The following is a 24,656-nucleotide window of genomic DNA, read 5'->3' on the forward strand; positions in this document are numbered from 1 at the left end:
GGGTGGGGGCGGGGTCAGCGGAGCGTGCGCGTGAGGGCGGCGAGGGCCTCATCCAGCGCGCGCGACAGGTCGTCGACGGCGTCGGCCGCGAGCTGTCCGCCGTGCGCCAGATGGGTGCGCAGATCCGCCCGCACGGTGCCGCGGAACTCGGCGAGGATCGCCTCGGCCCGCCTCATCTGCTCGCGCGACGACGCCCGCACCTCGTCCCACCCCGACGCGGATGCCGAGGCGCGTGCGTCGGCGCGGTCACGCTCGGCGTTGTCGCGCTCGGACTGCGCCGAGGCGGCCAGGTCGGCGCGCAGGCTCTTCATCGCCTCCCGGACGCTGCCGCGAACCTCGTCGGCGATCAGGCGCACGCTGTCGGCGAGTCCGGCCTCGATCCCCTCGAGCTCGTGGGCGCGAGTGGCCACCTCGGCGCGTCCCGCCTCGGTGATCGCGTAGACGGTCTTGCGGCCGTCGACGGTCTTGGTGACCAGACCCTCCTCCTCGAGCTTCGACAGCCGCGGATAGATGGTGCCGGCGCTCGGCGTGTAGGTGCCGCCGGTGCGATCCGACAGCGCCTGCATCAGGTCGTAGCCGTGACGCGGTGACTCGTCGAGGAGGTTCAGCAGGTAGAGGCGCAGGTCGCCGTGCGAGAAGACGGGAGGCATGCTCAGTTCTCCTCTGCGGTCGCGGATGCTGCGGCATCCGGAGCCGCCGGCGAACGGCGCAGCACCGTGACATCGCCCGACACCGAGTTCGCGCGCACATCGGCGAAACTGCCGCTGAGCTCTCCGACGGAGTCGACGTAGTTCGACGGCCCGGAGCTCGATCGCTTGACGCCGTCGACCATGAGACGGCCGCTGACGCTGCGCAGCACGAAGTTCGCCGGGTGGCCTTCGTCGAGACGGACGGTGGCGTCACCCGACACCGTGTTGAGGCTCACGAGATCGACCCGATCGGTCGAGTCGACGAGCATGCCGCCCGACACCGTGTCGATCGTGGCCTTGCGGATGCTGCCGGTGGCTGCCACATCACCCGAGACCGAGTTGGCGCTGAGCGCACCGTCCAGGCCGCGGATCTGCACGTCGCCCGAGACGGCGTTGACCGAGAGATCGCCGGCGAGGCCGTCGACGATGATGTCGCCGGAGACGGTGTTCAGGCGCGCGCCAGAGGTGAGCCCCGACACGAGCGCACTCGCGGAGACGACGCCGAGGTTCAGCAGGATGCCGCGGGGGACCGCCACGCTGATCTCCGCCTTGGGCCCGCCGGCGCCGAAGTTGCGGAACACCTCGAGGAAGTTGTCCCAGCGCAGCTGCGGGTGATCGATCTCCACCACGTCGCCGGAGGCCTCGATGCGGAGGTCTTTGATGGTGACGGCATGCACTTCGATGCGGACGCCGGGCTCATCGTGCGCGACGACATCGATCTGGCCGCCGACGAGGCCCACCTTCAGCTTGCGGATGTCTTCGAGGTCGATCACCCGGGTCTCGCCCGGCTTGATGAGCCACTTCTCCAGAGTCATGGTGTTCTCCTGACACGAGGCGATTCGAGATATATCGCGTTGAACCAACGATAACACGATATATCTCGACTTACCAGTGCGCGCCGACTCCCGGGTTCGTCCGTCCCTTGTTGACGCTGACGGGCGGCGTCACCGACAACAAGGGACGGACGACGGGAGCGATTCGTGGGCCGCAACGCAGACGCGCCGGCCCACCGTGAGGTGAGCCGGCGCGTTGTCCGGTTGAGCGGCGTCGCTACGCGCGACCGCCGCGAACGAGTCGCAGCAGGAACGCGATGATCGCGATCACGGCAACGATCAGGGCGACCCACAGCAGCCAGTTCAGGGCGGCGTTCATGCCGCCGACGATAGCGAGGACGATCGCGACGACGATGATGATGATCAGAGCGAGATTCATGTGATTGCTCCATTCTCGAGGGACTCCATGACCCCCTGAAACTAGCCGTGTTCCGAGGGGCGGACACCCCCCTTGCCGCAGCCCCCGAAACTGCGATAGGGACGGATGCATGCCCCAGAACGGAACATCTCCTTCGCTCAAGGATCCCGAGCTCTACGAGGAGCTGCGCGCGGACGGCGCGTCGAAGCAGAAGGCCGCCCGCATCTCCAACGCCGCCGCGCGGGACGGCCGTGAAGCCGTGGGGCGACGGGGCGGCGCGTCCGGCTCATACGAGGACTGGACGGTCGCCGAGCTGCGTGCCCGTGCGAAGCAGCTCGGCATCCGCGGATACTCCGGGGCGCGCAAGGCGGAGCTCATCGACATGCTCCGAGACTCCTGACGTGCCGCGCCTTCGCCGCGTCCGCCCCGGACGCGACCTCGGCTACCGGCGCCTGCGGTCCGGTTCGGGATTCCGATACGTGGATGCCGACGGGGCCGCTCTCCCCGCCGCGGAGCGTGAACGCGTCGTCGCGCTCGTCATCCCGCCCGCCTGGAACGACGTCTGGATCTGTGCCGCCGCGAACGGGCACGTCCAGGCCACCGGCGTCGACGAGGCCGGACGGATGCAGTACCTCTATCACCCGGACTGGTCGACGACCCGCGACAAGGGCAAGTACGCACGGGCGCTGCAGCTCGCCGAGTGCCTCCCACGCGCCCGGGGCCGCATCACCGCGTCGCTCCGCCGCGACGGCCTCGACCGCGAGCGGGTGCTGGCGACCGCCTTCCGGCTGCTCGATCAGGCGGCACCTCGAGTGGGCAGCGAGCGCTACTTCACGGCGCACGGCAGCCGCGGTCTCACCACGCTGCAGCGGCGGGATGCCGCCGTCAGCGGCACGGTCACGAGCCTGCGCTTTCCGGGCAAGAGCGGCAAGCGGCAGAGCCTCGAGGTGGATGACGAGGACCTCGCCGTCGTCGTCGAGCTGCTCGCGGCGGGCCGACCGGCCGCACCGTTGCTGGCGTATGTGCGTGGCCGACGCCGCGTTGCGCTCACCCCGCGGGATGTCAACGTGTACGTCCGCACGATGACCGGCGGCAGCTTCACCGCGAAGGACTTCCGCACGCTCCGCGGCACCATTCTCGCCGCCGACGCCCTGGCGCGCATCGGGACCACCGCGACCAAGACCGACCGCAAGCGCGCCGAGGTGCTGGCCATCAAGGCGGCGGCCGCGGGTCTGGGCAACACGCCGACGGTGGCCAAGAGCTCCTACATCGACCCCCGCGTGTTCGCGCGGTATCGACGCGGCGAGCTGTTGGACACGACCGTTTCGCCGGAATCGGCGATCCGTGCGCTGCTGTCCCCGTAAGGCGACGCTAGTCTGCGGACGTGACTCGTCCTCGCTGGTTCTCGCCGGTCGCCCTCGTGCTGGTGATCCTCGGCGGAATGATCGGTGTCGCGATCCGCGCCGTCGTGGTGGTGCCCCTGGGCGCTGCGAACCCGCATCCGCTCGTGGTGCCGGCCGTCACACTCGTGATCAACCTCGTCGGTTCGCTGCTGCTCGGCGTCATCGTGGGCTGGCTCGCCGACCGGCATCCCCGCGCCCGCCTCTTCCTCGGTACGGGAGTCATGGGCGGCTTCACGACGTACAGCGCCTTCGCCGTGCAGGCGCTGTCGACCTCCAGCGCCTCGCCCTATGTCGGCATCATCCTCGTCGTGGTCTCGCTGTTCGGCGGTGTCTTCGCGGCCGTCGTCGGTCTTGCCTTCGGACGACGGATCGCCGATCGGCCGGGCGAGATCGAACAGCCGGAGGATGCCGAATGAACCCGTTCGAGATGGCAGCGCTCGTCGGCGGCGGCGGGCTCGGCGCCGGCGCGCGGTATGTGATGGATGCCGCGATCATGCGCGGGCGATCCGGCGCCTTTCCGCTCGGCATCCTTCTCGTGAACGTCCTCGGGTCGTTCCTGCTGGGTCTGGTCACCGGTCTCGGACCGAACGTCTCGCCGGCGTGGGCCAGCATTCTCGGAGTGGGCGTGCTGGGCGGGTTCACGACGTTCAGCACCGTGTCCACCGAGACGGCTCTGCTGGCCGAGCGCGGACGCCGTGACTGGGCGTGGGTCAACCTCATCGGCACGCTCGTGCTCGCCCTCATCGCCGCCGCTGCCGGCCTCGTCATCGGCGAGCTCTTCCCGCGCTGAGCGCCGGCTGAGCGTCGGCACCCCTGGGTGTCGACTGTTCGGATTGTCGGGTTATCCCCCGGCTCCCGCCGCCGCCCGCCGCCGGTCCGCGTGCGAGAATGAGGCGGATACACGCGTGTATCGAACGCTTCGTCCGCGCCCGTCCGAGAGCAAGGGTCTTCTGTGTCGCACCTCGCCGTCCTGAGCCTGAAGAACCGGGCGCTGATCGCCCTCATCACGATCGTCGCGGCCATCTTCGGCGGCCTCGCCCTCACGAGCCTCAAGCAGGAGCTCATCCCCTCGGTCGAGTTCCCGCAGCTCTCGATCCTGTCGACGTACCCCGGTGCGTCGCCCGATGTGGTCAACAATGACGTGTCGACGCCCATCGAGACGGCGATCCAGGGCATTCCCGGCCTCGAGTCGACCACCGCGACGAGCACGACGAACGCCTCGATCATCCAGGCGTCCTTCACCTACGGCACCGACCTGGCGACCGCGGAGCAGAAGATCCTGCAGGCGATCAACCGCATCAAGTCGACGCTGCCCACCGGCGTCGAACCCAATGTGGTCTCCTTCTCGATCGACGACCTGCCCGTCATTGCGCTCGCCGTCACCGGCTACAGCGACGAGAAGACGATCCAGGCGCAGCTGCAGGCCACGACGATCCCCGATCTCGAAGACGTCAAGGGCGTCAGCGCCGCCACGATCGTCGGCGGCCAGGGCCAGCGGGTCACGATCACCCCGGACCAGGCGAAGCTCGCCGCCGCCGGCTTCACCCAGAACGCGCTCACCGACGCCCTCAAGCAGAACGGTGTGCTCTTTCCCGGCGGCACCGTCACCGAGGGCGACCAGACCCTCACGGTGCAAACCGGCAGCAAGCTCACCTCGGTCGATCAGATCTCCGCCCTGCCGCTGGTGCCCACCTCGGCGGCCCAGTTCGAGGGGGCGGCCAAGAACGGTCCGCTGAAGATCGGCGACGTGGCCACCGTGGCGCTCGCGCAGGACCCGGTGACCTCGATCTCGCGCGTGAACGGCGAGCCCGCACTCACCGTCTCCATCACGAAGCTCCCCGCCGCCAACACCGTCGACGTCAGCCGCGCCGTCACCGCTCTCCTGCCGAAGCTGCAGAGCGACATCGGCGGCGATGCCCGCTTCAGTGTCGTCTTCGACCAGGCTCCCTTCATCGAGCAGTCGATCGAGTCGCTGGCCCAGGAGGGGCTGCTGGGCCTCGTCTTCGCCGTGCTCGTGATCCTTCTCTTCCTGCTGTCGGTGCGCTCGACGCTCGTGACCGCGATCTCCATCCCGACCAGCGTCCTCATCACGTTTGTCGGCATCCAGGCGTTCGGCTACTCGCTGAACATCTTGACCCTGGGTGCCCTCACGATCGCGATCGGCCGCGTCGTCGACGACTCCATCGTGGTCATCGAGAACATCAAACGTCACTACGTCGAAGGCGCCGACAAGCTCTCGTCGATCCTGCTCGCCGTCCGTGAGGTCGCCGCCGCGATCACGGCCTCGACGATCACCACCGTCGCGGTGTTCCTGCCGATCGCGTTCGTGGGCGACGTGACCGGCGAGCTGTTCCGGCCGTTCGCGATGACGGTGACGATCGCGATGGCGGCGTCGCTGTTCGTCGCGCTGACGATCGTTCCCGTGCTCGCCTACTGGTTCCTGCGCCCCGGAAAGCCGGTGCGCGATGCCGAGGGCGACCCGATCGACCCGGAAGACCCCGCCGCGCCCCCGTCCAGGCTGCAGCGTGCCTACCTGCCGATCCTCGGCTGGACGCTGAAGCACTCGTGGGTGACGCTGCTGGTCGCCGTCCTGGTGCTCGGCGGCACGATCGCCGCGGCGCCGTTCATGAAGACGAACTTCCTCGGCGACAGCGGACAGAACACGTTCACCATCACCCAGCAGGTTGGACAGGCCCCCAGCCTCGACGCCGAGGATGCCGCCGCGAAGAAGGTCGAGACCGCGCTGAAGGGCGTGGCCGGCATCACCACGGTGCAGACCTCGATCGGATCGAGCGGTTCGGCCGTGCGCGATGCGTTCCGCGGCGGCAGCACCGGCATCACCTACTCGGTGACCACCGACACGTCGGCCGATCAGGTGACCGTGCGCAATGACGTGGAGCAGGCGCTCGCCGACCTCACCGATGTCGGCACCGTCACCGTCTCGTCCGGCCAGGGCGGCTTCGGCTCCAGCAACGTGGAGGTCGACGTGACGGCGCCGTCGGCCGACGCGCTGCAGACCGCGACCGACGCGGTCGTCACCGGTCTGCAGGGCAAGAACGGCATCGGCCAGGTCACCTCGAACCTCTCGGCATCCCTCCCCTTCGTCGCCGTCACGGTCGACCGCGCCAAGGCCGCGCAGCTGGGGCTGTCGGAGGTCGCCGTCGGCGGACTCGTCTCGAACACGATGCAGCCGCGCCAGATCGGATCGGTCGAGATCGACGGCACATCGCTGACCGTCTACCTGCAGTCGTCGTCGGTGCCGAAGACGATCGACGAGCTCAAGGGACTGCAGATCGCCTCGGCGAACGGGCTCGTCCGCCTCGATCAGGTCGCGACCGTCGAGCAGAGCAAGGGCCCGACCTCGATCACGACGCAGCGCGGTCAGCGCACCGCGACGGTGACGGTGACCCCGTCGACGGACGACCTGAACACCGCCTCGGCGAGCGTGCGCACGGCATTGGCGGGGCTCGAGCTGCCGACCGGCGCGGCCGCGAAGGTCGGCGGTGTGGTGACGCAGCAGTCCGATGCGTTCGGTCAGCTGGGCCTCGCGATGCTCGCCGCCATCCTCATCGTCTACATCGTGATGGTCGCAACGTTCAAGTCGCTGCGCCAGCCGCTCTTGCTGCTGGTGTCGGTGCCGTTCGCGGCGACCGGGGCGATCCTGTTGCAGATCGCGACCGGTGTGCCGCTCGGGGTCGCCTCGCTGATCGGCGTGCTGATGCTGATCGGCATCGTCGTCACGAATGCGATCGTTCTCGTCGACCTCGTCAACCAGTACCGCGAGAAGGGGCTCAGCACCCATGACGCGACCGTCGCGGGCGGCTCGCGACGACTGCGCCCGATCCTGATGACGGCGCTGGCGACGATCTTCGCCCTCACGCCGATGGCGCTCGGCATCACCGGCCACGGCGGTTTCATCTCGCAGCCCCTCGCGATCGTCGTGATCGGCGGACTGGTTTCCTCGACCGTGCTGACGCTGCTCGTGCTGCCGACGCTCTACAACCTCGTCGAGGGTGCGCGCGAGCGTCGGGCGGCGCGGCGGGCGGGCGCTGGCGGTGGCCGCAAGGCGGCTGCGGATGCCGACGCAGGCCCCGTCGCCCCGGCATCCGGTGCCGCCGCGCTGCACCCGCGCCGCGACCTGCGTGGCAAGTAGGGTGAGCCTCATGCGTCCCCGACTCCTCTGCGTCGCTGTGCTCACCCTCGGCGTCGCCCTGACCGGGTGCGCCGTCAGCGTGCCGGCTGCGACGTCCACGGGGCCGGCCACGGCCACGGCCACGGCCACCGGTGAAGCCACCGAGGCGACGCCGACGCCGACGCCTACGCCGACGCAGACCGCGGTCGTCTTCCCGCGGTGCGAGGACCTCATCCCGATCGAGCTGCTGCAGCAGAACTTCTCGACGGACGTCGTCGCTTACACCGACGGCGGTGGATGGACCATCGGGCAGCTTCTTCCCGGCCCGGTGGCACGCTCCGCCGTCGAGAAGGCGGAACGTGCCGTTGACTGCGGGTGGGGCGTCCGCGGCGGCTCGGATGGTGGCGTCCACGCGGCGGTGCTCGAGCTCCCCGCCGGGGTGCGCGACGAACTCGTGAGCGCGCTACGCGCCGCCGACGGGTACACCGAGGCCGCGATCGAAGGGTTCACGATCTTCACCTCAGCCGTGCACGGCGAGATCGCCGACGGGGCGGTCGGCTATGCGTTCGAGGGGACGACGTGGCTGGCGATCGTCGGCAACAGCAAGGAAGCGGCGATGCAGTCCGCTTATCTCCCCGCCGCCGTGGCCGCCCTGCGGGCCGCCAACGCGGGGTGAGCGGGGCGCCTCAGCTGCGCGGATCGGTCTGATCGGCGACGACCATGAAGCGGATGAAGACGGCGAGCCAGCCGAAGATCAGCGCGAACACGATGATCTCGAAGGCCGTCAACCCGAAGTAGCCCGTGGCGAACAGCGCGATCGAGACGAGGAGACCGGCGAGGAACGCCCACGACGCGAGGAAGTAGGCGCGCGGCATCCGCCGCACGATCCACGGGCCGCCGACGAGGAGCAGCAGGAACATCAGAGCCATCCCCGACGCCGACAGGTTGTGCAGCAGCATGTTCACGTTGACGGGGAAGATGCCGACGCAGGCCAGCATGACGCCCATGATCGCGAGCGCTGTGCCGACGACACGGATGCCGCGTGGCCCTTCGCCCAGCGCGGCGAGGTCGTGGGAGACGTACAGCGTGAAGGTCGTCACGAGCAGGCCTCCGGCGATGAGCGTGCCGTTGAAGAGGAAGCTCGACATGTCGCCGAACGTGCCCAGCTGGCTGAAGTGGTACGTCCACCACATCGGGTCGGAGGTCGTGATCATGGCTGCCAGCGTCCCGATCCCGATGAAGGTGACGAGCAGCGTCGTGAGACGCTGGGTCGTCATCCGCGAGGCGGAGAGGTAGCTCAGCCAGCCCGACAGCCCCGTCGCCGTCGCGGCCAGCACCGTCGTCCAGAACGCGGTGAGCTCGACGTTGATGAAGGCCCGCGAGAGCACCGCGAAGAGGGCGACCGTCCCGATCATGGCGAGGGCGCCGTGCGCGATGACGACGGATGCCGTCGACACCACGTAGCGCCAGCTCGCGATCCTGCGCCGCCACTCCTGGCGTCGGTCGTGCGGGCGCGCCAGTATCCGAGCGCGGAGCTGACGGCCGCCGCCAGGCCTGCCCCGGCCGCGGCCCAGGCGGCGAGGCTCGCATCGCCCCAGAGGCGCACACCGACGCCGAGCAGTCCGATGATGAGCCCGACGACGCCGCCGGAGACGGCGGCGATCGCGGCGGCGAGGAGGGCCTCCGCTTCGACGCGCAAGGACGGCGCTAAGGCGCGATCGGTCTCGGCCGCGAGTCGGGAGGGTTCGGCTGCGGTCATGGCGCCAGTGTAGGGGCCCGCCGGCGGGGCGTCGCGGGAGGCGACCGGCGCTCTCACAGGTGAAGCGAGTACAGTGGTGCGGTCGGCTCTGGACACCGCACTGTGGTGCGGGTGGGTTTGTGAGTCCAAGGGGCCGATGGTGAGCGTCGATCGACGCGCATGAACCATCACTGTTGAATGGCCCCCGGAGCACCGGGTTGCCCGCCGCCCCGATCCGTCCGACCTCCTGGTCGCCTCGGCTCTCACTGCGCGGCGGCGCTGTTCTCGCGCGAGAAAACCCAGGAAGAACACCATGCCCAAGAGCAAGAAGCCGGCCGGCGGCCGCGCCCAGAACTTCGAGCCCCGCTACGGGTCGAAGACCAGCTACCAAGACGCCAAGCGCCGTCCCGGCCAGTCGTCCGCCGGTAAGCCCGGCAGCAAGAGCCCGAGTCACCGCGGCTACCGCGCCGCCGAGGCGACCGACGCGGCATCCGCCCCGAAGCAGCGCTGGAGCGCGCAGGAGCGCGCCGGTCGCGACGAGGCTCGCGGCATCCGCTCGCGCGCCAACGGCGAACGCCCGCGTCGCGACGACCGCGACGGCTTCCGGCCCGCGCGCGACGAGCGTCCCGCCCGCTCGTTCGATGACCGCCCGCGTCGTGATGACCGTCCGGCTCGTTCATTCGACGACCGCCCGCGTCGCGATGACCGCCCGGCTCGCTCGTTCGACGACCGCGGCCGCAACTCCTCCGCGCCGGGCGCGGAGCGCCGCGACCGGCCTGCTTTCGGCTCTCGGGACACGGATCGGAGGAGTTACGACCGTCCGGCTCGTGACGACCGTCCGGCCCGTTCGTTCGATGACCGCCCGGCCCGTGACGACCGTCCGGCTCGTTCGTTCGATGACCGCCCGCGTCGCGATGACCGCGGCGGCTACGTTCGCAACTCCGGAGAATCGGCGCGCGGCGGTCGTGATGGCGCCCGTGTGGCCCGTGAAGGCCGCGATTTCCGGAGTACTGATCGTCCGGCTCGGTCGTTCGACGGCCCCCGTCGTGATGACCGTCCGGCTCGCTCGTTCGACGATCGCGGCCGCAACTCCTCCACGTCGGGCGCGGAGCGCCGCGAGCGGCCTGCTTTCGGCTCTCGGGACGGGGATCGGAGGAGTTACGACCGTCCGGCCCGTGACGACCGTCCGCGCCGCGACGACCGCCCGGTTCGCACCGGCGGCAACCGTTCCGACTGGAACTCCGACGCAAAGGATGCCGCGGCGCGCAAGGCCTACGAGGAGCACGCCGACGTCGTGCACGAGAAGCTGCAGGCGCAGGCCGTGCAAGCCGAAGAGGTCGCGGACGTGAGCTTCTCGAGCCTCGGCCTCGGCGACAACATCGTGCGGACCCTCGCCGAGCTCGGCGCCGCGGCGCCGTTCCCGATCCAGGCCGCCACGATCGCGCCGATCCTCGCGGGCAAGGACGTGCTCGCCCGCGGCCGCACCGGCTCGGGCAAGACCATCGCGTTCGGCGCTCCACTCGTCGAGGCGGTGCTGCGCAGCCAGGCCGGCAAGCGCCGTGCGTTCGGGCGCAGCCCGAAGGCGCTGATCCTCGCCCCCACCCGCGAGCTCGCGCTGCAGATCGACCGCACCATCCAGCCGATCGCCCGTAGCGTCGGCCTCTTCACGACGCAGATCTACGGCGGCGTGCCCGCCGGGCGCCAGGTCGGGGCCCTGAAGAAGGGCGTCGACATCATCATCGGCACTCCCGGACGTATCGAAGACCTGCAGAACCAGGGCAAGCTCGACCTCTCCGAGGTCGGAATCGTCGTGCTCGACGAAGCCGATCACATGAGCGAGCTGGGCTTCCTCGAGCCGATGCAGCGGATCCTCCGGCTCGTCGACCCCGACGCGCAGAAGCTCCTGTTCTCGGCAACACTCGACCGCGAGGTCGCGGCCCTCGTCGATGAGTTCCTCGTCGACCCGGCCGTCTACGAGGTGGCCGGTGAAGACCAGGACTCCGGCACGATCGACCACCGCGTGCTCGTGATCGATCACCGTGACAAGGCGGAGATCCTCACCTCGCTCGTCGACCGCGCCGGAAAGACCCTCGTGTTCGCCCGCACTCGCGCCTACGCTGAGATGCTCGCCGAGCAGTTCGACGATGCCGGCATCCACGCCGTCGCCCTCCACGGCGACCTGAACCAGGCCAAGCGCACGCGCAACCTCGAGCGCCTCACGTCCGGTCGGGTCAGCGTGCTGGTCGCCACGGATGTCGCCGCCCGCGGCATCCACGTCGACGACATCGACCTGGTCGTCCAGGCCGATGCCCCCGACGAGTACAAGACCTACCTGCACCGCTCCGGCCGCACCGGCCGCGCGGGCCGCGTCGGCACGGTCGTGACGCTCATCCCCCGCCAGCGCCGCCGTCGCATGACGGAGATGCTCGACCGCGCCGAGATCGACGCGCCGTTCGAGGACGCCCGCCCGGGCGACGACGTGCTCGAGGAGATCTCGGGCCGTCAGGCCGCGCACGTCGACCGCTGAGTTCGACGCGCTCTCGAGGCGGAGGGGCCGTGGCGTTCGCGCCGCGGCCCCTCCGCCGTCCCGGGGGACGCAACCATGCCGCGATAGGCTGACCGGGTGATCCGCTGGTCCCGGGTGATTCTTCTCGCCGCGTCCGTCGTTGTTCTGGGTGGCTGTGCGGCATCGACGATCCCTGCGCCGACGACGGCCGCGCCGACGCGCTCGGTCTCACCCCAAGCATCGTCTTCCGTTGCGACACCATCCGCGACCACTTCGCCGTCGGCGGTCGTCGTGAACATCCCGAACTCCTGCGATGCGCTCGCGACTGTCGACGCCGTATCGGCAGCGATGGGAAAGACGTGGGTTGCTGCTTCCCAGGAGCCGACGCTCGAGAGCATCATCCCGGGCCCGCAGGCGCGGTCGGCGGCTACCGAGGCGACAGCGAAGCTGCAATGCCTGTGGTGGCCGGAGCTGGCAACTGAGGCCTATGTTGCGTTGGGTGTCTATCGGATCTCCGATTCGGCGGCGACGAGCCTGCTCTCTTCGCTGCGGTCGACTCCCGAGTACAACAGTGTCGACCCTGGGATTCCTGGGGCGGTCGCTTTCTCTTACGAGGACCGCGGAGGAGAGTTCTTGACGTCCACCGTCTACGTCTTCGTCGGAGATTCGTGGTTCGCAGGAGGCTCACTCGGACCGGCCGCGCGGATTGTGCCGCTGGTTTTGGACGCCGCGAAGCGCAGTATCGGCTGATCGGCCGGTCAGAACAGCATCACGGGGGCGGATGCCGCGGGCGCCGATGATGCCGCTGCCCGCGCGGTCGTCCGTACCGGGCCCCGTCGTGCGGGCCGGGTCTCGACCTCGTCTTCGGGACCACCGGTGAGCCGGTGCCGTCTCAGCAGCGGGCGCACGCGAGCCGCAAGCCACTTCCGGTACCCGGCGGGCGCGTAGACCGTCGCCCCGGGGTACAGCCCGCGATACGCGGGCACGAGTCCCGGGTGCTCGCGCTCCAGCCACTGCCAGAACCACTCCCGGGCACCGGGACGCAGGTGCAGTGCTCCGAAGACGACACGAACCGCTCCGGATGCCGCGATGCGCGCGAGCGCATCGTCGAGCACCGTCACGGAGTCGGTCAGGTGCGGCACGATCGGCATGAGGAACACGGTCACAGCGAACCCCGCCTCGGTCGCCGCCCGCACGGTGTCCAGCCGCGCCTGGAACGTCGGTGCTCCGGCTTCGAGGGTCTGCCGCAACTGCTCGTCGGGCATGGCGATCGACATCGCGAGGTGGACGGGCACTCGACGTCGCGCCTCCGCGAGCAACGGAAGATCGCGCCGCAGCAGCGTGCCCTTGGTGAGCACCGAGAACGGCGTGCCGCTGGCCGCGAGGGTGTCGATGATCTCGGGCATGAGCCGGTAGCGCCCCTCCGCCCGCTGATACGGGTCGGTGTTGGTGCCGAGCGCGACCGGCTCGTGCTGCCACGACGGCGCGGCCAGCTCGCGGCGGAGCACCTCGGCCACGTTGACCTTCACGACGATCTGCTCGTCGAAATCGCGCCCGGTATCGAGGTCGAGGTAGGCGTGGGTGCCCCTCGCGAAGCAGTACGAGCAGGCGTGGCTGCACCCGCGGTAGGGATTGACGGTCCAGTCGAACGGCATCGCGGATGCCGAGGGCACATGATTCAGCGCCGACTTCGCCGCCACCTCGTGGAAGGTCATGCCCGCGAACTCCGGGGTCGTGACCGTGCGCACCAGACCGTCGAGGCGCTCCATGCCGGGCAGGGCAGCGGCATCCGTCGCATCGATACTCTGTCCACGCCACCGCATACCGTACATTCGAACAGAGATACGACAAATGTGCAATGCGCAGGCGCCGCACGGGCTCGGCGGGCAGAATGGGCGGGTGCCGCACCCCGAGCAGCCGATCAGTCGCCGCGCCGCACGCGCCGCCGTTGCGACCCCGCGCGCCCGCGGAGCGTGGATGTCGAAGGTGCCGCTGCGGATGCGGTGGACGGCATTCGCGATCGCCTTCTGTGCTGTGGCGGCGATCTTCGCCGTCTCGGCGTTCTCCCTCAGCGGCGCCCGCGGTCCGGGCGGCGCCGCTTCCGTGGACACATCGAACGCAGCGGCGGCCGCGGTCGCGCTGCCCGGCGGAGCGGATGCGACGGCGGCACCCGCCACGGGGCTGCCGGTTCCCGCTCAGACCGGCGCGGCGGCGCGGTGCGACGATCCCGCCGTGGTCACCGCGCTCGCCGCCGGCAAGGATGAGGACGTCGTCGCCGCCTTCGGGGGCGGCGCGGCCTTCCGCGGCGCTGTCGTCAACGGCGCCGCACCCTGCGTCGATCTCGGCGACCCGCACCGGCTCTGGATCGTCGTCGACAAGAGGCGTCCCCTCAACCCGCTGGATGTCGAGCCCACCGAGCTGGTCGCCCCCGCCGACATGCAGCGCACGGTCGACGGCCGGCTGCAGCCGGCGGCCGCCGAGGCACTGACGGCTCTCGTGGCCGCCGCCGCTCAGGAGGGTGTCGGTGCGATCGGTCTGAACAGCGCGTACCGGTCGTTCGCATCCCAGACGCGCACGTACAACGGTTACGTGAACTCGCTCGGCCGCGACGCGGCGGACCAGCAGAGCGCCCGCCCCGGTTTCAGTGAGCACCAGACGGGGCTGGCCACCGATGTCGCCGCCTGCGACAGCGGATGCGGCGCCATCGAATCGTTCGGCGGCACGCGTCAGGGTGCCTGGGCCTCCGCGAATGCGTGGCGGTTCGGCTACATCGTGCGCTACGAGAGCGGCTACACCGACATCACGGGCTACGAGGCCGAGCCCTGGCATCTGCGTTACATCGGCCCCGAGCTCGCCAAGGCGTACCACGACGGCGGGTTCCACACGCTCGAGGATTTCTTCGGTCTTCCCGCCGCGCCCGGCTACTGAATCCCGCTCGTCGCACTCGCGGTGAAACCCAGTACCATGGATGCTGAGATGCAATGCCATCGGCATCCGGGATCCTTCCCGCGGCATCCGGCAGATTCCACACTCGAGGACGAGAGGACGGGCGCATCATGGAGCGCGAGATCTACGACGAGGACCACGAGGCGTTCCGCGACGTCGTGAAGGAGTTCCTCAAGCGCTTCGCCACCGAAGAGAAGCGCAAGCAGTGGGAGGCGGACGGCGAGATCGACCGCGCCACCATGCTCGCCGCCGGCGAGGCCGGCATCATCGGCCTGAGCGTTCCCGAGGAGTTCGGTGGCGCCGGCATGCTGCAGGACTATCGATTCCGCTCGATCGTCCTCGAGGAGACCATCGGCGCCGGGCAGGGGTCGCTGGCCGGTGCCTTCGGCATCCAGGACGACCTCGCCGTGCCGTACATCGTGCACATGGGGACGCAGGAGCAGAAGGAGAAGTGGCTGCCCGGCATGGCGACGGGCGAGATCCTCGGGGCGCTCGCGATGACGGAGCCGGGTGCGGGCAGCGACCTGCGCGGCATCAAGACCACGGCGAAGAAGGTCGACGGCGGCTACCTCGTCAACGGTGCGAAGACGTTCATCTCGTCGGGAAAGACCGCCGACATGGTCGTCACGTTCGTGAAGACCGGCGAGGGCAACCGCCCGGATGCCTTCAGCCTGCTGATCCTCGAGGACGGCATGGAGGGCTTCGACCACAGCAAGAAGCTCGAGAAGATGGGCTTCCACGGGTGGGACACCGCCGAGCTCAGCTTCACCGACGTGTTCGTCCCCGAGGCGAACCTCATCGGCGGCAAGGAGGGGATGGGCTTCATCCAGCTCATGATGAACCTGCCGCTCGAGCGTCTGTCGATCGGTGTCGCGGCCGCCGCGGCGGGCGAGGCCGCGTTCGCGTGGACGCGCGAGTACGTGCTCAGCCGCGAGGCGTTCGGCGAGCGGATCGCCGACTTCCAGAACACGCGGTTCCTTCTCGCCGACATGGCCACGACGGTCGACGTCATGTGGACCTACAACGACCGCGCGATGATGCTCTACAAGGACAAGAAGCTCACCGCCGAAGAGGCCGCGAAGGTCAAGTTCTGGTCGACCGATCGCGAGGCGGAGCTGCTCGACATCGGCGTGCAGCTGCACGGCGGGTACGGGTACATCACCGAGTACCCCATCGCCCGCGCCTACCTCGACGCCCGCGTCCACCGCATCTACGGCGGCACGAACGAGATCATGCGCGACATCGTGTCGCGGCAGATCGTCGGCAAGCGCTGATCCGCCCGCGCCCGCTGATCCGCCCGCCCGCGCTCCCGCGGCATCCCTCCTCGTCCGCGAGACACCGGTTCTGCACCGAGACACCTGGCCACAACCGGTGTTTCGGTGCGCAGACGGTGTCTCGCAGGCCGCGGCCGCGGGCGGGGGCGGGGGCGGCGTGGGCGGGGCGGGTGTCGGCGGGGGGCGATAGCGTGCGGGTGTGTCGCGGCGGGAGGAGTGCGTGCTGTGCGGGCGCGCACGGCCAGAGGCGGATGCCGGCGGCATCCTGACCTGCCCGGTGTGCGGGTGGCGCCTCGGCGACAGCCCCGATCCCGACCTGCCGCGCCCGCGCGTCGACGTCGTCTGCTACGTGCGGTGGGGCGAGCGCATCAAGATCGGCACCAGTCGCGAACCGCGCCAGCGCCTCGCCGCGATCTGGCATCAGGAGCTGCTCGCATTCGAGCCCGGCGGGCGCGCGGTCGAGCACGCGCGCCACGTGCAGTTCGCGCACCTCCGCGAGGGCGGCGAGTGGTTCCGTGCCGCGCCGGAACTCCGCGCGCACGCGTCAGCGCTCGCCGACGGCATCCCGCCCTGGCATCGCTATGCGCGCTGGGTCGCCGATGCTCTCCGCGGTGCGGTCAGCTGACAGACGGCGGAGCCCCGGGGAAGAGGGCGATCAGGATGGCGCCGCTCACCAGCCAGAACGTGACGACGAACACGGTGTCGCGCGCCCGCCACGGCACCCCGTGGCGCTCGGTGCGGTCGGGGTGGGCGCCGAAGGCGCGGGCATCCATCGACAGCGCGACGCGCTCCGCGTGGCGGATCGCGCCCGCGAGAAGCGGCACGAGATAGCCCCACCAGCGCGCGATCGCGGCGAACGGTCCGCGACCGCCGTGCGACCCGCGCACGCGATGCGCCTGTCTGATCACGTCGAGCTCGTGCCCGAACCGCGGCACGAAGCGGAAGGCCGCCAGCGCCGTGTAGCCGACCCGGTACGGCACGCGCAGCTGCTGCACGCTCGCCCGCACGAGGTCGGGGCCCGTGGTCGTCAGCCCCGCGATCAGCGCGAGCGCGACGATCGCGGCCAGTCGCAGCCCCGTCGCGAACCCGACCGCCAGGGCTCCACTGGTCCAGGTCCACGAGCCGACGTGCGCGAGCACCGTGCCGCCGACGCGAGCGGGGTCGGTCCAGAGGCTCATCGACGCTCCGATGACGACGGCCGCCGCGGGGAGTGCGACGAACAAGAGCAGCATGACCCGAGCGGTCAGTCGCGCACCGAGGAGCACGATGACGTAGGCGATCACGATGAAGGCCAGCGGGGTGGCGAGATCGCGGGTGAACACCAGCAGCACCATCGCGGGCAGCGGCGCCGCAAGCTTCGCCAGGGGATTGATGCGCTCCAGCGCACGCGCGTTCTCGCGGTCGGCGGTCGCCCACGGATCGGTGATCGCCGCGCTCACGGTGCCGTCTCCGGAGCAGGCAGGTCGGCGAGGCGCGTGACGCCGGCGAGAGAGGGATGCCGTGTCATCCCCGCGAATGCGCGTCGCAGCGGCGGCTGACGCAGACCCGCCGCGCGCACCAGGGCGTCGTCCGCGAAGACCGCGGCGGTCGCGGCATCCGCGACCACGCGTCCGTCGCCGATGATGATCGTGCGATGCGCATGTTCGGTGACCAGCTGCATGTCGTGGGTGACGACGAGGATCGTCGTGCCGTCGGCGCTCAGGCCCTCCAGCAGATCCATGAGCTCGTCGGCCCGCGCCCGATCCTGACCGAACGTGGGTTCGTCGAGGGCGAGCACGGGCGCACCGGCGACGAGAGCGGTGCCCACCGACAAGCGCCGCTTCTGCCCGCCGGAGAGCAGGAAGGGGTGCACGTCGGCTTTGCCGTCGAGGTCGAACCGGCGAAGCACATCGAAGGCCCGCTCGCGCACCTCGTTCTCGGCGAGCCGCTGCCGCCGCAGGCCGTGCGCCAGTTCGTCGAACACCGTGTGTGCGATGAACTGGTGCTCCGGATTCTGGAAGACGAAGCCGATCCGCCGCGACAGCTCGCGCGGGTCGCTGCGCGCGACATCGATCCCGTCCAGAAGAACCTGCCCCCGCGCCACCGGGACGACCCCGGCGATCGACTGCAGCAGCGTCGTCTTTCCTGCGCCGTTCGCGCCGACGATGGCGACGAACTCGCCCGCCGCCACATTCAGGTCGATGCCGTGCAGGATCTCGCGACGACCCCGCAGAGTGCGCAGCCCGCGGACACGTATCAACGGCTCTGCGGAGGCGACCGACGCCACACCGGCGGCGGAAGGGACGGATGCCGCGGGCGAGCCGGCCGGTGCGTCCGCCGCGTCGAGGGCGGTGCGCAGTTCGGTCGGGTCGAGCGGCAGAGGATCGAGCGTCCATCCCGCGGCGCGCAGACGCAGTGCGGCGAGGGTCGAGACGGGCAGCCAGACACCCATCTCATGCAGCTCGGCGGCGCGGGCGCGCAGCACCTCGTCGACCGTGCCGTCGGCCACGGTGCGCCCGGTGCGGTCGAGCACGACGACCCGGTCGACGATGCCGACGACGGCGTCGAGGTTGTGCTCCACGAGCACGATCGCGCGATCACCGGCGGCGACCAGCGCGCCGAGCGTCGCGTAGACCTCTTCGACGCCCTGCGGGTCGAGGTTCGCCGTCGGCTCGTCGAGCACCAGAAGCGGTGAGCCCATCGCGAGCGCGCACGCGATCGCGAGGCGCTGGCGGCCGCCTCCGCTCAGACGGTCGGGGTTCTCGTGCCGCCGGTCCCACAGGCCGACCCGGCGCAGGGCTTCCTCCGCGCGCTCCAGCACGTCCGCCACGGGAAGACGCAGGTTCTCGGGGCCGAAGGCCACTTCGTCGAGGAGGGTTCCCGTCACCAGCTGCGCGTCGGGATCCTGGAACACCATGCCCACTCGCGTGCTCAGCACCGACACCGGGGTCTCGGCGGTGTCGAGACCGTCGACCTCCACCCGTCCGCGCACGGTCGCCGGCACCGCGTGGGGGACGAGCCCGTTGAGCGCGAGTGCCAGCGTCGACTTCCCGGCCCCGCTCGGACCGAGAAGCAGCACCACTTCGCCGCGGTCGACGACGAACGAGGCGCCGGCGGGAGCCTCGGCATCCGCGCCGTCGTGACGGATGCCGAGATCGCGCACGCTCAGCAGAGCACCGGACGCGCGGGTATCGGGCACCGCGGCATCCGCTCCAGGCTCAGCAGTGGTCACGGTTCGTCCCAGGATCGGTCGGGGGTCTCCCCTCAGGTTAGTCGAACCTAACTTCTCCCACCTAGCTCCTGTCCGGAACCCCGTATCAGCGCCGAACGGTCTGACGTGCGACTCCGGCTCGACGCAGCGACGCGCCGACGCTGAGTCCGATCGCCGTCCAGGCCACCGGTCCGCACACCGACAGGGCGAGATAGGCGATCTGGGCCCAGAGCGGGTAGGCGCTCAGGTGCGCGGCGAAGAAGACCACGACCGCCACGAGCACACCGATCACGGCCGCGGAGATGAAGAACCGCCACGCACCCCACGCGCGGTAGCGGGTGAGGGCGGCTACACCCTCCTGGATCGCGCCGAACAGCAGCGCCGTGCCGAGGAAACGCGTGGTCCAGATCGGCGCGAAGGCACTGGCGACGAGTGCGGCCAGGACGTGCGTGAGCACAGCCACCAGGGGCAGGCGCAGCACCTCCTGCGCGATGATGCCGGGGAGCACGTGTGCGCCGAGCACGAGGCCATAGACGATGGCCAGACCGGGCACGGAGAGGACGATCGGCGTCACGAGTCCGGCGATGCCGCCCAGGATGCCGGTGGCCACGCCGATTGCCGCGCACACCAGCAGGACGCGCGTCGACAGGACGGTGTTTCGGGCCACGCCTCCAGCGTAGCTGCGCGCTCGCGGAGCCCGGGCTGGGAAAAACCCTCAGACCGTGCGGCGTCGAGGAGTCAGTCGCACCGCCGGAAGCGGAGGCGCCGGCACCCGCTCACGGTCGTGTCCGATGACGTGCCCGAACCGCGCGTCGGCGCGCTCGGTGTCGTCCGCTTCGCTCTCCCACGCCTCGCGCGCGGCGACGATCTCATCGTGTGAGCGGCCCACGAAGTTCCACCACATGACGATGTCCGACTCGAACGGCTCGCCGCCGAGCAGGAACAGTGTCGTCTCGCGCTGCGCGCTGACCTCGACACCGTCTCGATGGATGCCGAGGTACAGCAGTCCCTGGTCGGGGAGAGCGGTCGCGGCATCCGGCGCCGTGTGCACCTCGGGCACTCCGGCGACGCCGACGAGGGCGTACTCCCTGACCGGATCGAGCGGGAGGCGCACGCGCGATCCTGCGGGCACGTGGATCTCGGCGCCGACGATCGGCGTGTGCATCGTCGCGGGCGAGCGTGCGCCCGCGAAGTCGCCGACGACGACCGTCGCCGTGGCGCCGCCGGCGTCCGGCCCGCCGTCGAGGGGGCGCACCTCGCCCACGAGCGGCCAGGGCACCGTGTGCAGGCCGATGTGGGGGTGCGGTTCCACGCGCATGCGCGCCGTCTGCGGACCGAACCGATCGAGGAAGCACCAGGCGCCGACCATCGGCAGGGCGCGCTGGGGCAGACTGCGGTGCACCTCCATTGCACGCACGCCTCCGAGAGGGACCTCGCGGGCTTCGAGCAGCAGTGCGCGAGGGCCGTCGCATTCGGCAGGTCAGGCCAGGCCGGGGGCGGCGTCGTCGAGCCTGGTCATGCTCGGGACGACCCGACTCCTTCGTCGCCCGGGGTCGGCTCTGCCGTCGACGCGTGGGCCGCCGCCTCGACGTCACCCTCGCGCCACGCGACAGCGAGGCCGGGCACCTCGTTCTTCTGCAGGTATCGCACGACGAAGGGGCAAACCGGCACCACGCTCATCCCGCGTGCGGCCTCACCCTCCATCGCCGCCGCGACGAGCTTCGTGCCGAGCCCGCGTCCGCCGTAGGCGGGGTCGATCTCCGTGTGCGGGAAGACGTGGCGGCCCTCGGCATCCGCTTCGTACTCGGTGAAACCGGCGACCCGGCCGTCGACGAGGATCTCGTAGCGGTCGGCGTCGTCGTTGCGGGCGATGCGGATGTCGTCGCTCATGACGTCCCTTTCGTGTGCAGGTGTTCTCCCACCGTAGGCCGGGTCTGGGCCGCGACACCAGGCCTGTCGTTGCGAGGCGCGAATCGGGAGGATGGCGGGGTGACATCCCTCACCCGCCGCCGTTCGCGACCCCGCGCGCGCGCCCTGCGCGCTGCCGCGGCAGCCGCCGCCATCGCCGTCGCGCTGACCGGTTGCGGCGCCTACGGCCCGTCGCCGTTCGCGATCCGGCAGGCGGACCTGCCCGACGAACAGCTGCGCGCATCGGCCACGACGTGGGGACAGCAGCTCGCCGCCGCCGGTGTCACGCTGAACCTCGCGCCCGTCGTCGACATCGTCACGAGCGAGGCGACCCGCTTCGACAATCCGCCCATCGGGGCCCTCGGCCGTCAGTACGGCTACGACGAGGCGACGGTGGTCGCCAAGGCCGGCGCGTTCGCCGACGGGATGCGGGCCTCGCGTGTCATGCCGGTGTTCAAGCACGTCCCGGGGCTCGGTCACGTCACCGCCAACACCGACACCACCGCGAACGTGGTCGACACGACCGTCACCGCGGACGGCCCCGACGTCGCCGTCTACCGCCGTCTGCTGCAGGGCGGCCCCGCCGCCGTGATGGTCTCGAGCGCGATCTACCAGAACATCGACCCCTCTGCACCGGCGGTGTTCTCACCGACGGTGGTGGGCCTCGCCCGGTCGCTCGTCGGGCCCGACGCGATGATCGTCACCAACGACCTCTCCGCGGCACAGGCGGTGCAGGCGTGGAGGCCGGCCGATCGCGCAGTGCTCGCGCTGAGCGCCGGGGTCGACGTCGTGCTGGCATCGACCGATCCGAGCGTGTTCGCGGAGATGTACGACGCGGTGCTCGCCAAAGCGCAGGCCGATCCCGCGTTCGCGCAGCGTGTGGACGACGCCGCGCGGCACGTGCTCGCCGCCAAGGCTGCGCGCCCCTGACCGCACCGCCGCGGCGCCGCGCGACCGCGGGCGCCGCCGCGCCTGGCAGACTCGGGGAATGACCTCGCCCGCGGCACTGACCGACCTCGTGCCCGTCGGAGCGACGGCGGATGCCGCGTACGAGGGCTTCGTCGCCTGGGCCGCCGGCCGCGGGCTGGCACTGTACCCCGCGCAGGACGAGGCCGTCATCGAGCTGGTCTCGGGTGCCAACGTCATCCTGTCGACACCGACGGGCACCGGCAAGTCGCTCGTCGCGATCGCCGCTCACGCGGCCTGCCTCGCCGCGGGCGGCCGCTCGTACTACACCGCGCCGATCAAAGCGCTGGTCAGTGAGAAGTTCTTCGCGCTGGTCGAGGTGTTCGGCGCCGAGAACGTCGGCATGGTCACCGGCGACTCGTCGGTGAACCCGGATGCCGCGATCGTCTGCTGCACCGCGGAGATCCTCGCCAACATCGCCCTCCGTCACGGCGCGGATGCGCAGGTCGATCAGGTCGTCATGGACGAGTTCCACTACTACGGCGACCCAGACCGGGGATGGGCGTGGCAGGTGCCGCTGCTGCTGCTGCCGCAGGCGCAGTTCCTGCTGATGTCGGCCACCCTCGGCGACGTGACGCCGATCGCCGAAGACCTCGAGCGCCGCACGGGGCGCCCCGTGGCGCTCGTCACCGGCGTCGAGCGGCCGGTGCCGCTGCACTTCTCGTACGAGCGCCGGCCCGTGCACGAGGTGCTGACGATGCTCGTCGACGAGCATCAGGTGCCGGTCTACATCGTGCACTTCGCACAGGCGGCGGCCCTCGAGCGTGCGCAGGCCCTGGCATCCGTCACCCTCACCACACGCGCCCAGCGCGACGAGATCGCCGACGCCATCGGCGGATTCCGCTTCACGACGGGTTTCGGCAAGACACTGTCGCGGCTCGTTCGGGCCGGCATCGGCGTGCACCACGCGGGCATGCTGCCGCGCTACCGGCGACTCGTCGAGACTCTCGCCCAACGCGGGCTGCTGCGGGTCATCTGCGGCACCGACACCCTCGGAGTCGGCATCAACGTGCCCATCCGCACCGTCATGATCACGGCGCTGAGCAAGTACGACGGCACGAAGATGCGCCAGCTCAGCGCGCGCGAGTTCCACCAGGTCGCCGGCCGTGCCGGGCGCGCCGGCTACGACACCTACGGCAATGTCGTGGTCATGGCGCCCGAGTGGGAGATCGAGAACGCGGTCGCGCTCGCGAAGGCCGGCGACGACGCGGCCAAGCGCAAGAAGATCGTCCGCAAGAAGGCCCCCACCGGCGTCGTCAACTGGGGAGAGGGATCGTACGAGCGGCTCATCTCTGCCGCTCCCGAGCCGCTCGTGCCGCAGCTGAAGCTCACCGCCGCGATGCTGATCAACGTCATCGGCCGCGGGGGAGACGTCTTCGGCCACGTGCGCGCACTCGTGTTCGACAACCACGAGCCGGCCGCGCGTCGGTTCGCCCTCGCCCGACGCGCCATCGCGATCTTCCGCACGCTCGTGGATGCCGGGATCGTCGAGATCGACCGCTCCGCGCCATCGCGCCCTCGCATCGCGCTCACCGTCGACCTGCAGCCGAACTTCGCCCTCAATCAGCCGCTGTCGCCCTTCGCGCTCGCCGCCATCGAACTGCTGTCGCCGGACGACGACGTGGCTCCGGGCGCCGGGGCGCGTGTTCACAACTCCGGAGATCTCGCCGCCGAGGAGCCCACAGCGTCCGATTCCAACGAAACTACGTCGTCCTTCCGGAGCTATGAACAGCCCGCCCCAGCGACCGCCCCGGCGACCGCCGCGGCGGGTGGTGTCGGCACCGGCCACTACGCCCTCGATGTCCTGAGCGTCATCGAGGCCACACTCGACGATCCGCGCGCCATTCTCGGGCAGCAGGAGTACCGCGCCCGGGGCGAGGCGGTTGCCGCCATGAAGCGCGACGGCATCGAGTACGACGAGCGCATGGCGCTGCTCGAGGAGATCACCTACCCGAAACCGCTCGCCGACCTGCTGACGCAGTCCTTCGAGGTGTTCGCCTCGTCGCAGCCCTGGGTGCGCGACTTCGAGCTGAGCCCCAAATCGGTGGTCCGCGACATGTTCGAGCGGGCCATGTCGTTTGCGGAATACGTCTCCTTCTATCAGCTGTCCCGCAGTGAAGGACTGGTGCTGCGCTACCTGTCCGACGCCGACCGTGCGATCCGCCAGACCGTTCCCGTTGATGCGAGAACCGACGAGCTGCGCGACATCATCGAGTGGCTCGGCGAACTCGTGCGCCAGGTCGACTCGAGTCTCGTCGACGAGTGGTCGGCGCTCATCGACCCGACGGCGGTGCTGCCCGAGGACGGCGCTCCGGTCGTGCCGCCGGCGCCGCCCTCCATCCTCACGAACGAGCGCGCGTTCACGGTGCTCGTGCGAAACGAGCTCTTTCGGCGGGTGCAGCTCGCGGCTCTGCAGGACGACGACGCGCTGGTGGCCCTCGACCCCGAGGTCGGTTGGCCCGAAGCCCTCGACCGCTACTACGACGAGCACGACGAGATCCTCACCGGTGGGCCGGCCCGTTCGCCGCGGCTCTGCGTGATCGACACGGCGGATGCGGCGGCATCCGGCCTCTGGCGCGTCGAGCAGACGATCGACGATCCGGCCGGCGACCACGACTGGCGCATCCGGGCCGAGGTCGATCTCGCGGCCTCCGTCGAGGAGGGCGCCGCCGTCGTCCGCGTGATCGAGCTCGTGCGGCTGTAGCCCCCTCCC

Annotated in this window: 24 protein-coding genes; 13 read left to right on the forward strand and 11 right to left on the reverse strand. The window is 70.4% G+C overall.

Annotated features, from left to right (window positions below; genetic code table 11):
* Positions 1-14: 14 nt before the first annotated feature.
* From AS96_RS11020 to AS96_RS15500, 3 genes are all read right to left on the reverse strand, one after another.
* Complete coding sequence (locus AS96_RS11020; protein ID WP_036289662.1) at positions 15-650, reverse strand: PadR family transcriptional regulator; 636 nt, start codon at positions 648-650, stop codon at positions 15-17.
* A 2-nt stretch (positions 651-652) separates the two neighbouring features.
* Positions 653-1,504: a DUF4097 family beta strand repeat-containing protein gene (locus AS96_RS11025; RefSeq protein WP_036289664.1), complete on the reverse strand. Its 852-nt coding sequence runs from the start codon at positions 1,502-1,504 to the stop codon at positions 653-655.
* A gap of 235 nt (positions 1,505-1,739) precedes the next feature.
* Positions 1,740-1,901 carry a hypothetical protein gene (locus tag AS96_RS15500; protein WP_005054418.1) on the reverse strand — a complete coding sequence of 54 codons (162 nt, stop codon included), beginning with the start codon at positions 1,899-1,901 and terminating at the stop codon, positions 1,740-1,742.
* Positions 1,902-2,010: 109 nt separating this feature from the next.
* Here AS96_RS15500 and AS96_RS11030 point away from each other — a divergent pair, with 109 nt between their 5' ends.
* The 6 genes from AS96_RS11030 (at position 2,011) to AS96_RS11055 (ending at position 8,091) form a co-directional block, all read left to right on the forward strand.
* A complete protein-coding gene (locus AS96_RS11030; protein ID WP_016463750.1) occupies positions 2,011-2,280 on the forward strand; it encodes a DUF7218 family protein in 270 nt (89 codons plus the stop codon).
* A gap of 1 nt (position 2,281) precedes the next feature.
* Complete coding sequence (locus AS96_RS11035; protein WP_036289666.1) at positions 2,282-3,244, forward strand: DNA topoisomerase IB; 963 nt, start codon at positions 2,282-2,284, stop codon at positions 3,242-3,244.
* Positions 3,245-3,264: 20 nt separating this feature from the next.
* Positions 3,265-3,699 (forward strand): fluoride efflux transporter FluC, encoded by a 435-nt coding sequence (locus tag AS96_RS11040; RefSeq protein WP_231477239.1) that lies wholly within the window; start codon positions 3,265-3,267, stop codon positions 3,697-3,699.
* Positions 3,696-4,073 (forward strand): fluoride efflux transporter FluC, encoded by a 378-nt coding sequence (locus AS96_RS11045; RefSeq protein WP_036289668.1) that lies wholly within the window; start codon positions 3,696-3,698, stop codon positions 4,071-4,073. Before AS96_RS11040 ends, AS96_RS11045 begins: the two co-directional genes overlap by 4 nt.
* 162 nt (positions 4,074-4,235) lie before the next feature.
* Positions 4,236-7,436, forward strand: a complete 3,201-nt coding sequence (locus AS96_RS11050) for an efflux RND transporter permease subunit (protein ID WP_036289670.1) — start codon at positions 4,236-4,238, stop codon at positions 7,434-7,436.
* Between the two features lie 10 nt (positions 7,437-7,446).
* Positions 7,447-8,091: a hypothetical protein gene (locus tag AS96_RS11055; RefSeq protein ID WP_155947563.1), complete on the forward strand. Its 645-nt coding sequence runs from the start codon at positions 7,447-7,449 to the stop codon at positions 8,089-8,091.
* A 10-nt stretch (positions 8,092-8,101) separates the two neighbouring features.
* On the opposite strand, the gene AS96_RS11060 is transcribed toward AS96_RS11055, so the two are convergent.
* Both AS96_RS11060 and AS96_RS15745 read right to left on the reverse strand, forming a co-directional pair.
* The gene (locus AS96_RS11060) at positions 8,102-8,872 is read right to left on the reverse strand and encodes a hypothetical protein (RefSeq protein ID WP_231477240.1); all 771 of its coding nucleotides are present in this window, start codon (positions 8,870-8,872) and stop codon (positions 8,102-8,104) included.
* Positions 8,827-9,174, reverse strand: a complete 348-nt coding sequence (locus tag AS96_RS15745) for a hypothetical protein (protein WP_231477241.1) — start codon at positions 9,172-9,174, stop codon at positions 8,827-8,829. The genes AS96_RS11060 and AS96_RS15745 overlap by 46 nt, the downstream gene beginning before the upstream one ends.
* 292 nt (positions 9,175-9,466) lie before the next feature.
* On the opposite strand from AS96_RS15745, the gene AS96_RS11065 reads away from it, so the two are divergent.
* Positions 9,467-11,680 (forward strand): DEAD/DEAH box helicase, encoded by a 2,214-nt coding sequence (locus AS96_RS11065; RefSeq protein ID WP_036289674.1) that lies wholly within the window; start codon positions 9,467-9,469, stop codon positions 11,678-11,680.
* Positions 11,681-11,776: 96 nt separating this feature from the next.
* Complete coding sequence (locus AS96_RS11070; RefSeq protein WP_155947564.1) at positions 11,777-12,409, forward strand: hypothetical protein; 633 nt, start codon at positions 11,777-11,779, stop codon at positions 12,407-12,409.
* Positions 12,410-12,417: 8 nt separating this feature from the next.
* Here the strand turns inward: AS96_RS11070 and AS96_RS11075 are convergent, their stop codons facing one another.
* The gene (locus AS96_RS11075) at positions 12,418-13,482 is read right to left on the reverse strand and encodes an Rv2578c family radical SAM protein (RefSeq protein WP_036289678.1); all 1,065 of its coding nucleotides are present in this window, start codon (positions 13,480-13,482) and stop codon (positions 12,418-12,420) included.
* Positions 13,483-13,558: 76 nt separating this feature from the next.
* On the opposite strand from AS96_RS11075, the gene AS96_RS11080 reads away from it, so the two are divergent.
* From AS96_RS11080 to AS96_RS11090, 3 genes are all read left to right on the forward strand, one after another.
* Positions 13,559-14,587 (forward strand): M15 family metallopeptidase, encoded by a 1,029-nt coding sequence (locus AS96_RS11080; protein ID WP_231477242.1) that lies wholly within the window; start codon positions 13,559-13,561, stop codon positions 14,585-14,587.
* 128 nt (positions 14,588-14,715) lie between these two features.
* Positions 14,716-15,879, forward strand: a complete 1,164-nt coding sequence (locus AS96_RS11085) for an acyl-CoA dehydrogenase family protein (RefSeq protein WP_036289682.1) — start codon at positions 14,716-14,718, stop codon at positions 15,877-15,879.
* 199 nt (positions 15,880-16,078) lie between these two features.
* Positions 16,079-16,504, forward strand: coding sequence for a GIY-YIG nuclease family protein (locus AS96_RS11090; protein ID WP_036289683.1), 426 nt, complete (start codon positions 16,079-16,081; stop codon positions 16,502-16,504).
* On the opposite strand, the gene AS96_RS11095 is transcribed toward AS96_RS11090, so the two are convergent.
* From AS96_RS11095 to AS96_RS11115, 5 genes are all read right to left on the reverse strand, one after another.
* The gene (locus tag AS96_RS11095; protein WP_036289685.1) at positions 16,497-17,318 is read right to left on the reverse strand and encodes an energy-coupling factor transporter transmembrane component T family protein; all 822 of its coding nucleotides are present in this window, start codon (positions 17,316-17,318) and stop codon (positions 16,497-16,499) included. The two genes, AS96_RS11090 and AS96_RS11095, sit on opposite strands and share 8 nt — an antisense overlap.
* Positions 17,315-19,090: an ABC transporter ATP-binding protein gene (locus tag AS96_RS11100; RefSeq protein WP_036289687.1), complete on the reverse strand. Its 1,776-nt coding sequence runs from the start codon at positions 19,088-19,090 to the stop codon at positions 17,315-17,317. Before AS96_RS11100 ends, AS96_RS11095 begins: the two co-directional genes overlap by 4 nt.
* Before the next feature lie 85 nt (positions 19,091-19,175).
* Complete coding sequence (locus tag AS96_RS11105; protein ID WP_036289688.1) at positions 19,176-19,736, reverse strand: ECF transporter S component; 561 nt, start codon at positions 19,734-19,736, stop codon at positions 19,176-19,178.
* 48 nt (positions 19,737-19,784) lie between these two features.
* Positions 19,785-20,522, reverse strand: a complete 738-nt coding sequence (locus AS96_RS11110) for a pirin family protein (protein WP_331280313.1) — start codon at positions 20,520-20,522, stop codon at positions 19,785-19,787.
* A gap of 62 nt (positions 20,523-20,584) precedes the next feature.
* Positions 20,585-20,959 (reverse strand): GNAT family N-acetyltransferase, encoded by a 375-nt coding sequence (locus AS96_RS11115; protein WP_036289690.1) that lies wholly within the window; start codon positions 20,957-20,959, stop codon positions 20,585-20,587.
* A 99-nt stretch (positions 20,960-21,058) separates the two neighbouring features.
* Here AS96_RS11115 and AS96_RS11120 point away from each other — a divergent pair, with 99 nt between their 5' ends.
* Positions 21,059-21,907 carry a glycoside hydrolase family 3 N-terminal domain-containing protein gene (locus AS96_RS11120; protein WP_036289692.1) on the forward strand — a complete coding sequence of 283 codons (849 nt, stop codon included), beginning with the start codon at positions 21,059-21,061 and terminating at the stop codon, positions 21,905-21,907.
* Positions 21,908-21,965: 58 nt separating this feature from the next.
* Positions 21,966-24,647, forward strand: a complete 2,682-nt coding sequence (locus tag AS96_RS11125) for a DEAD/DEAH box helicase (protein WP_036289694.1) — start codon at positions 21,966-21,968, stop codon at positions 24,645-24,647.
* Positions 24,648-24,656: the final 9 nt, after the last annotated feature.

This window comes from Microbacterium sp. MRS-1, from assembly GCF_000585455.1.
GTDB lineage: Bacteria > Actinomycetota > Actinomycetes > Actinomycetales > Microbacteriaceae > Microbacterium > Microbacterium laevaniformans.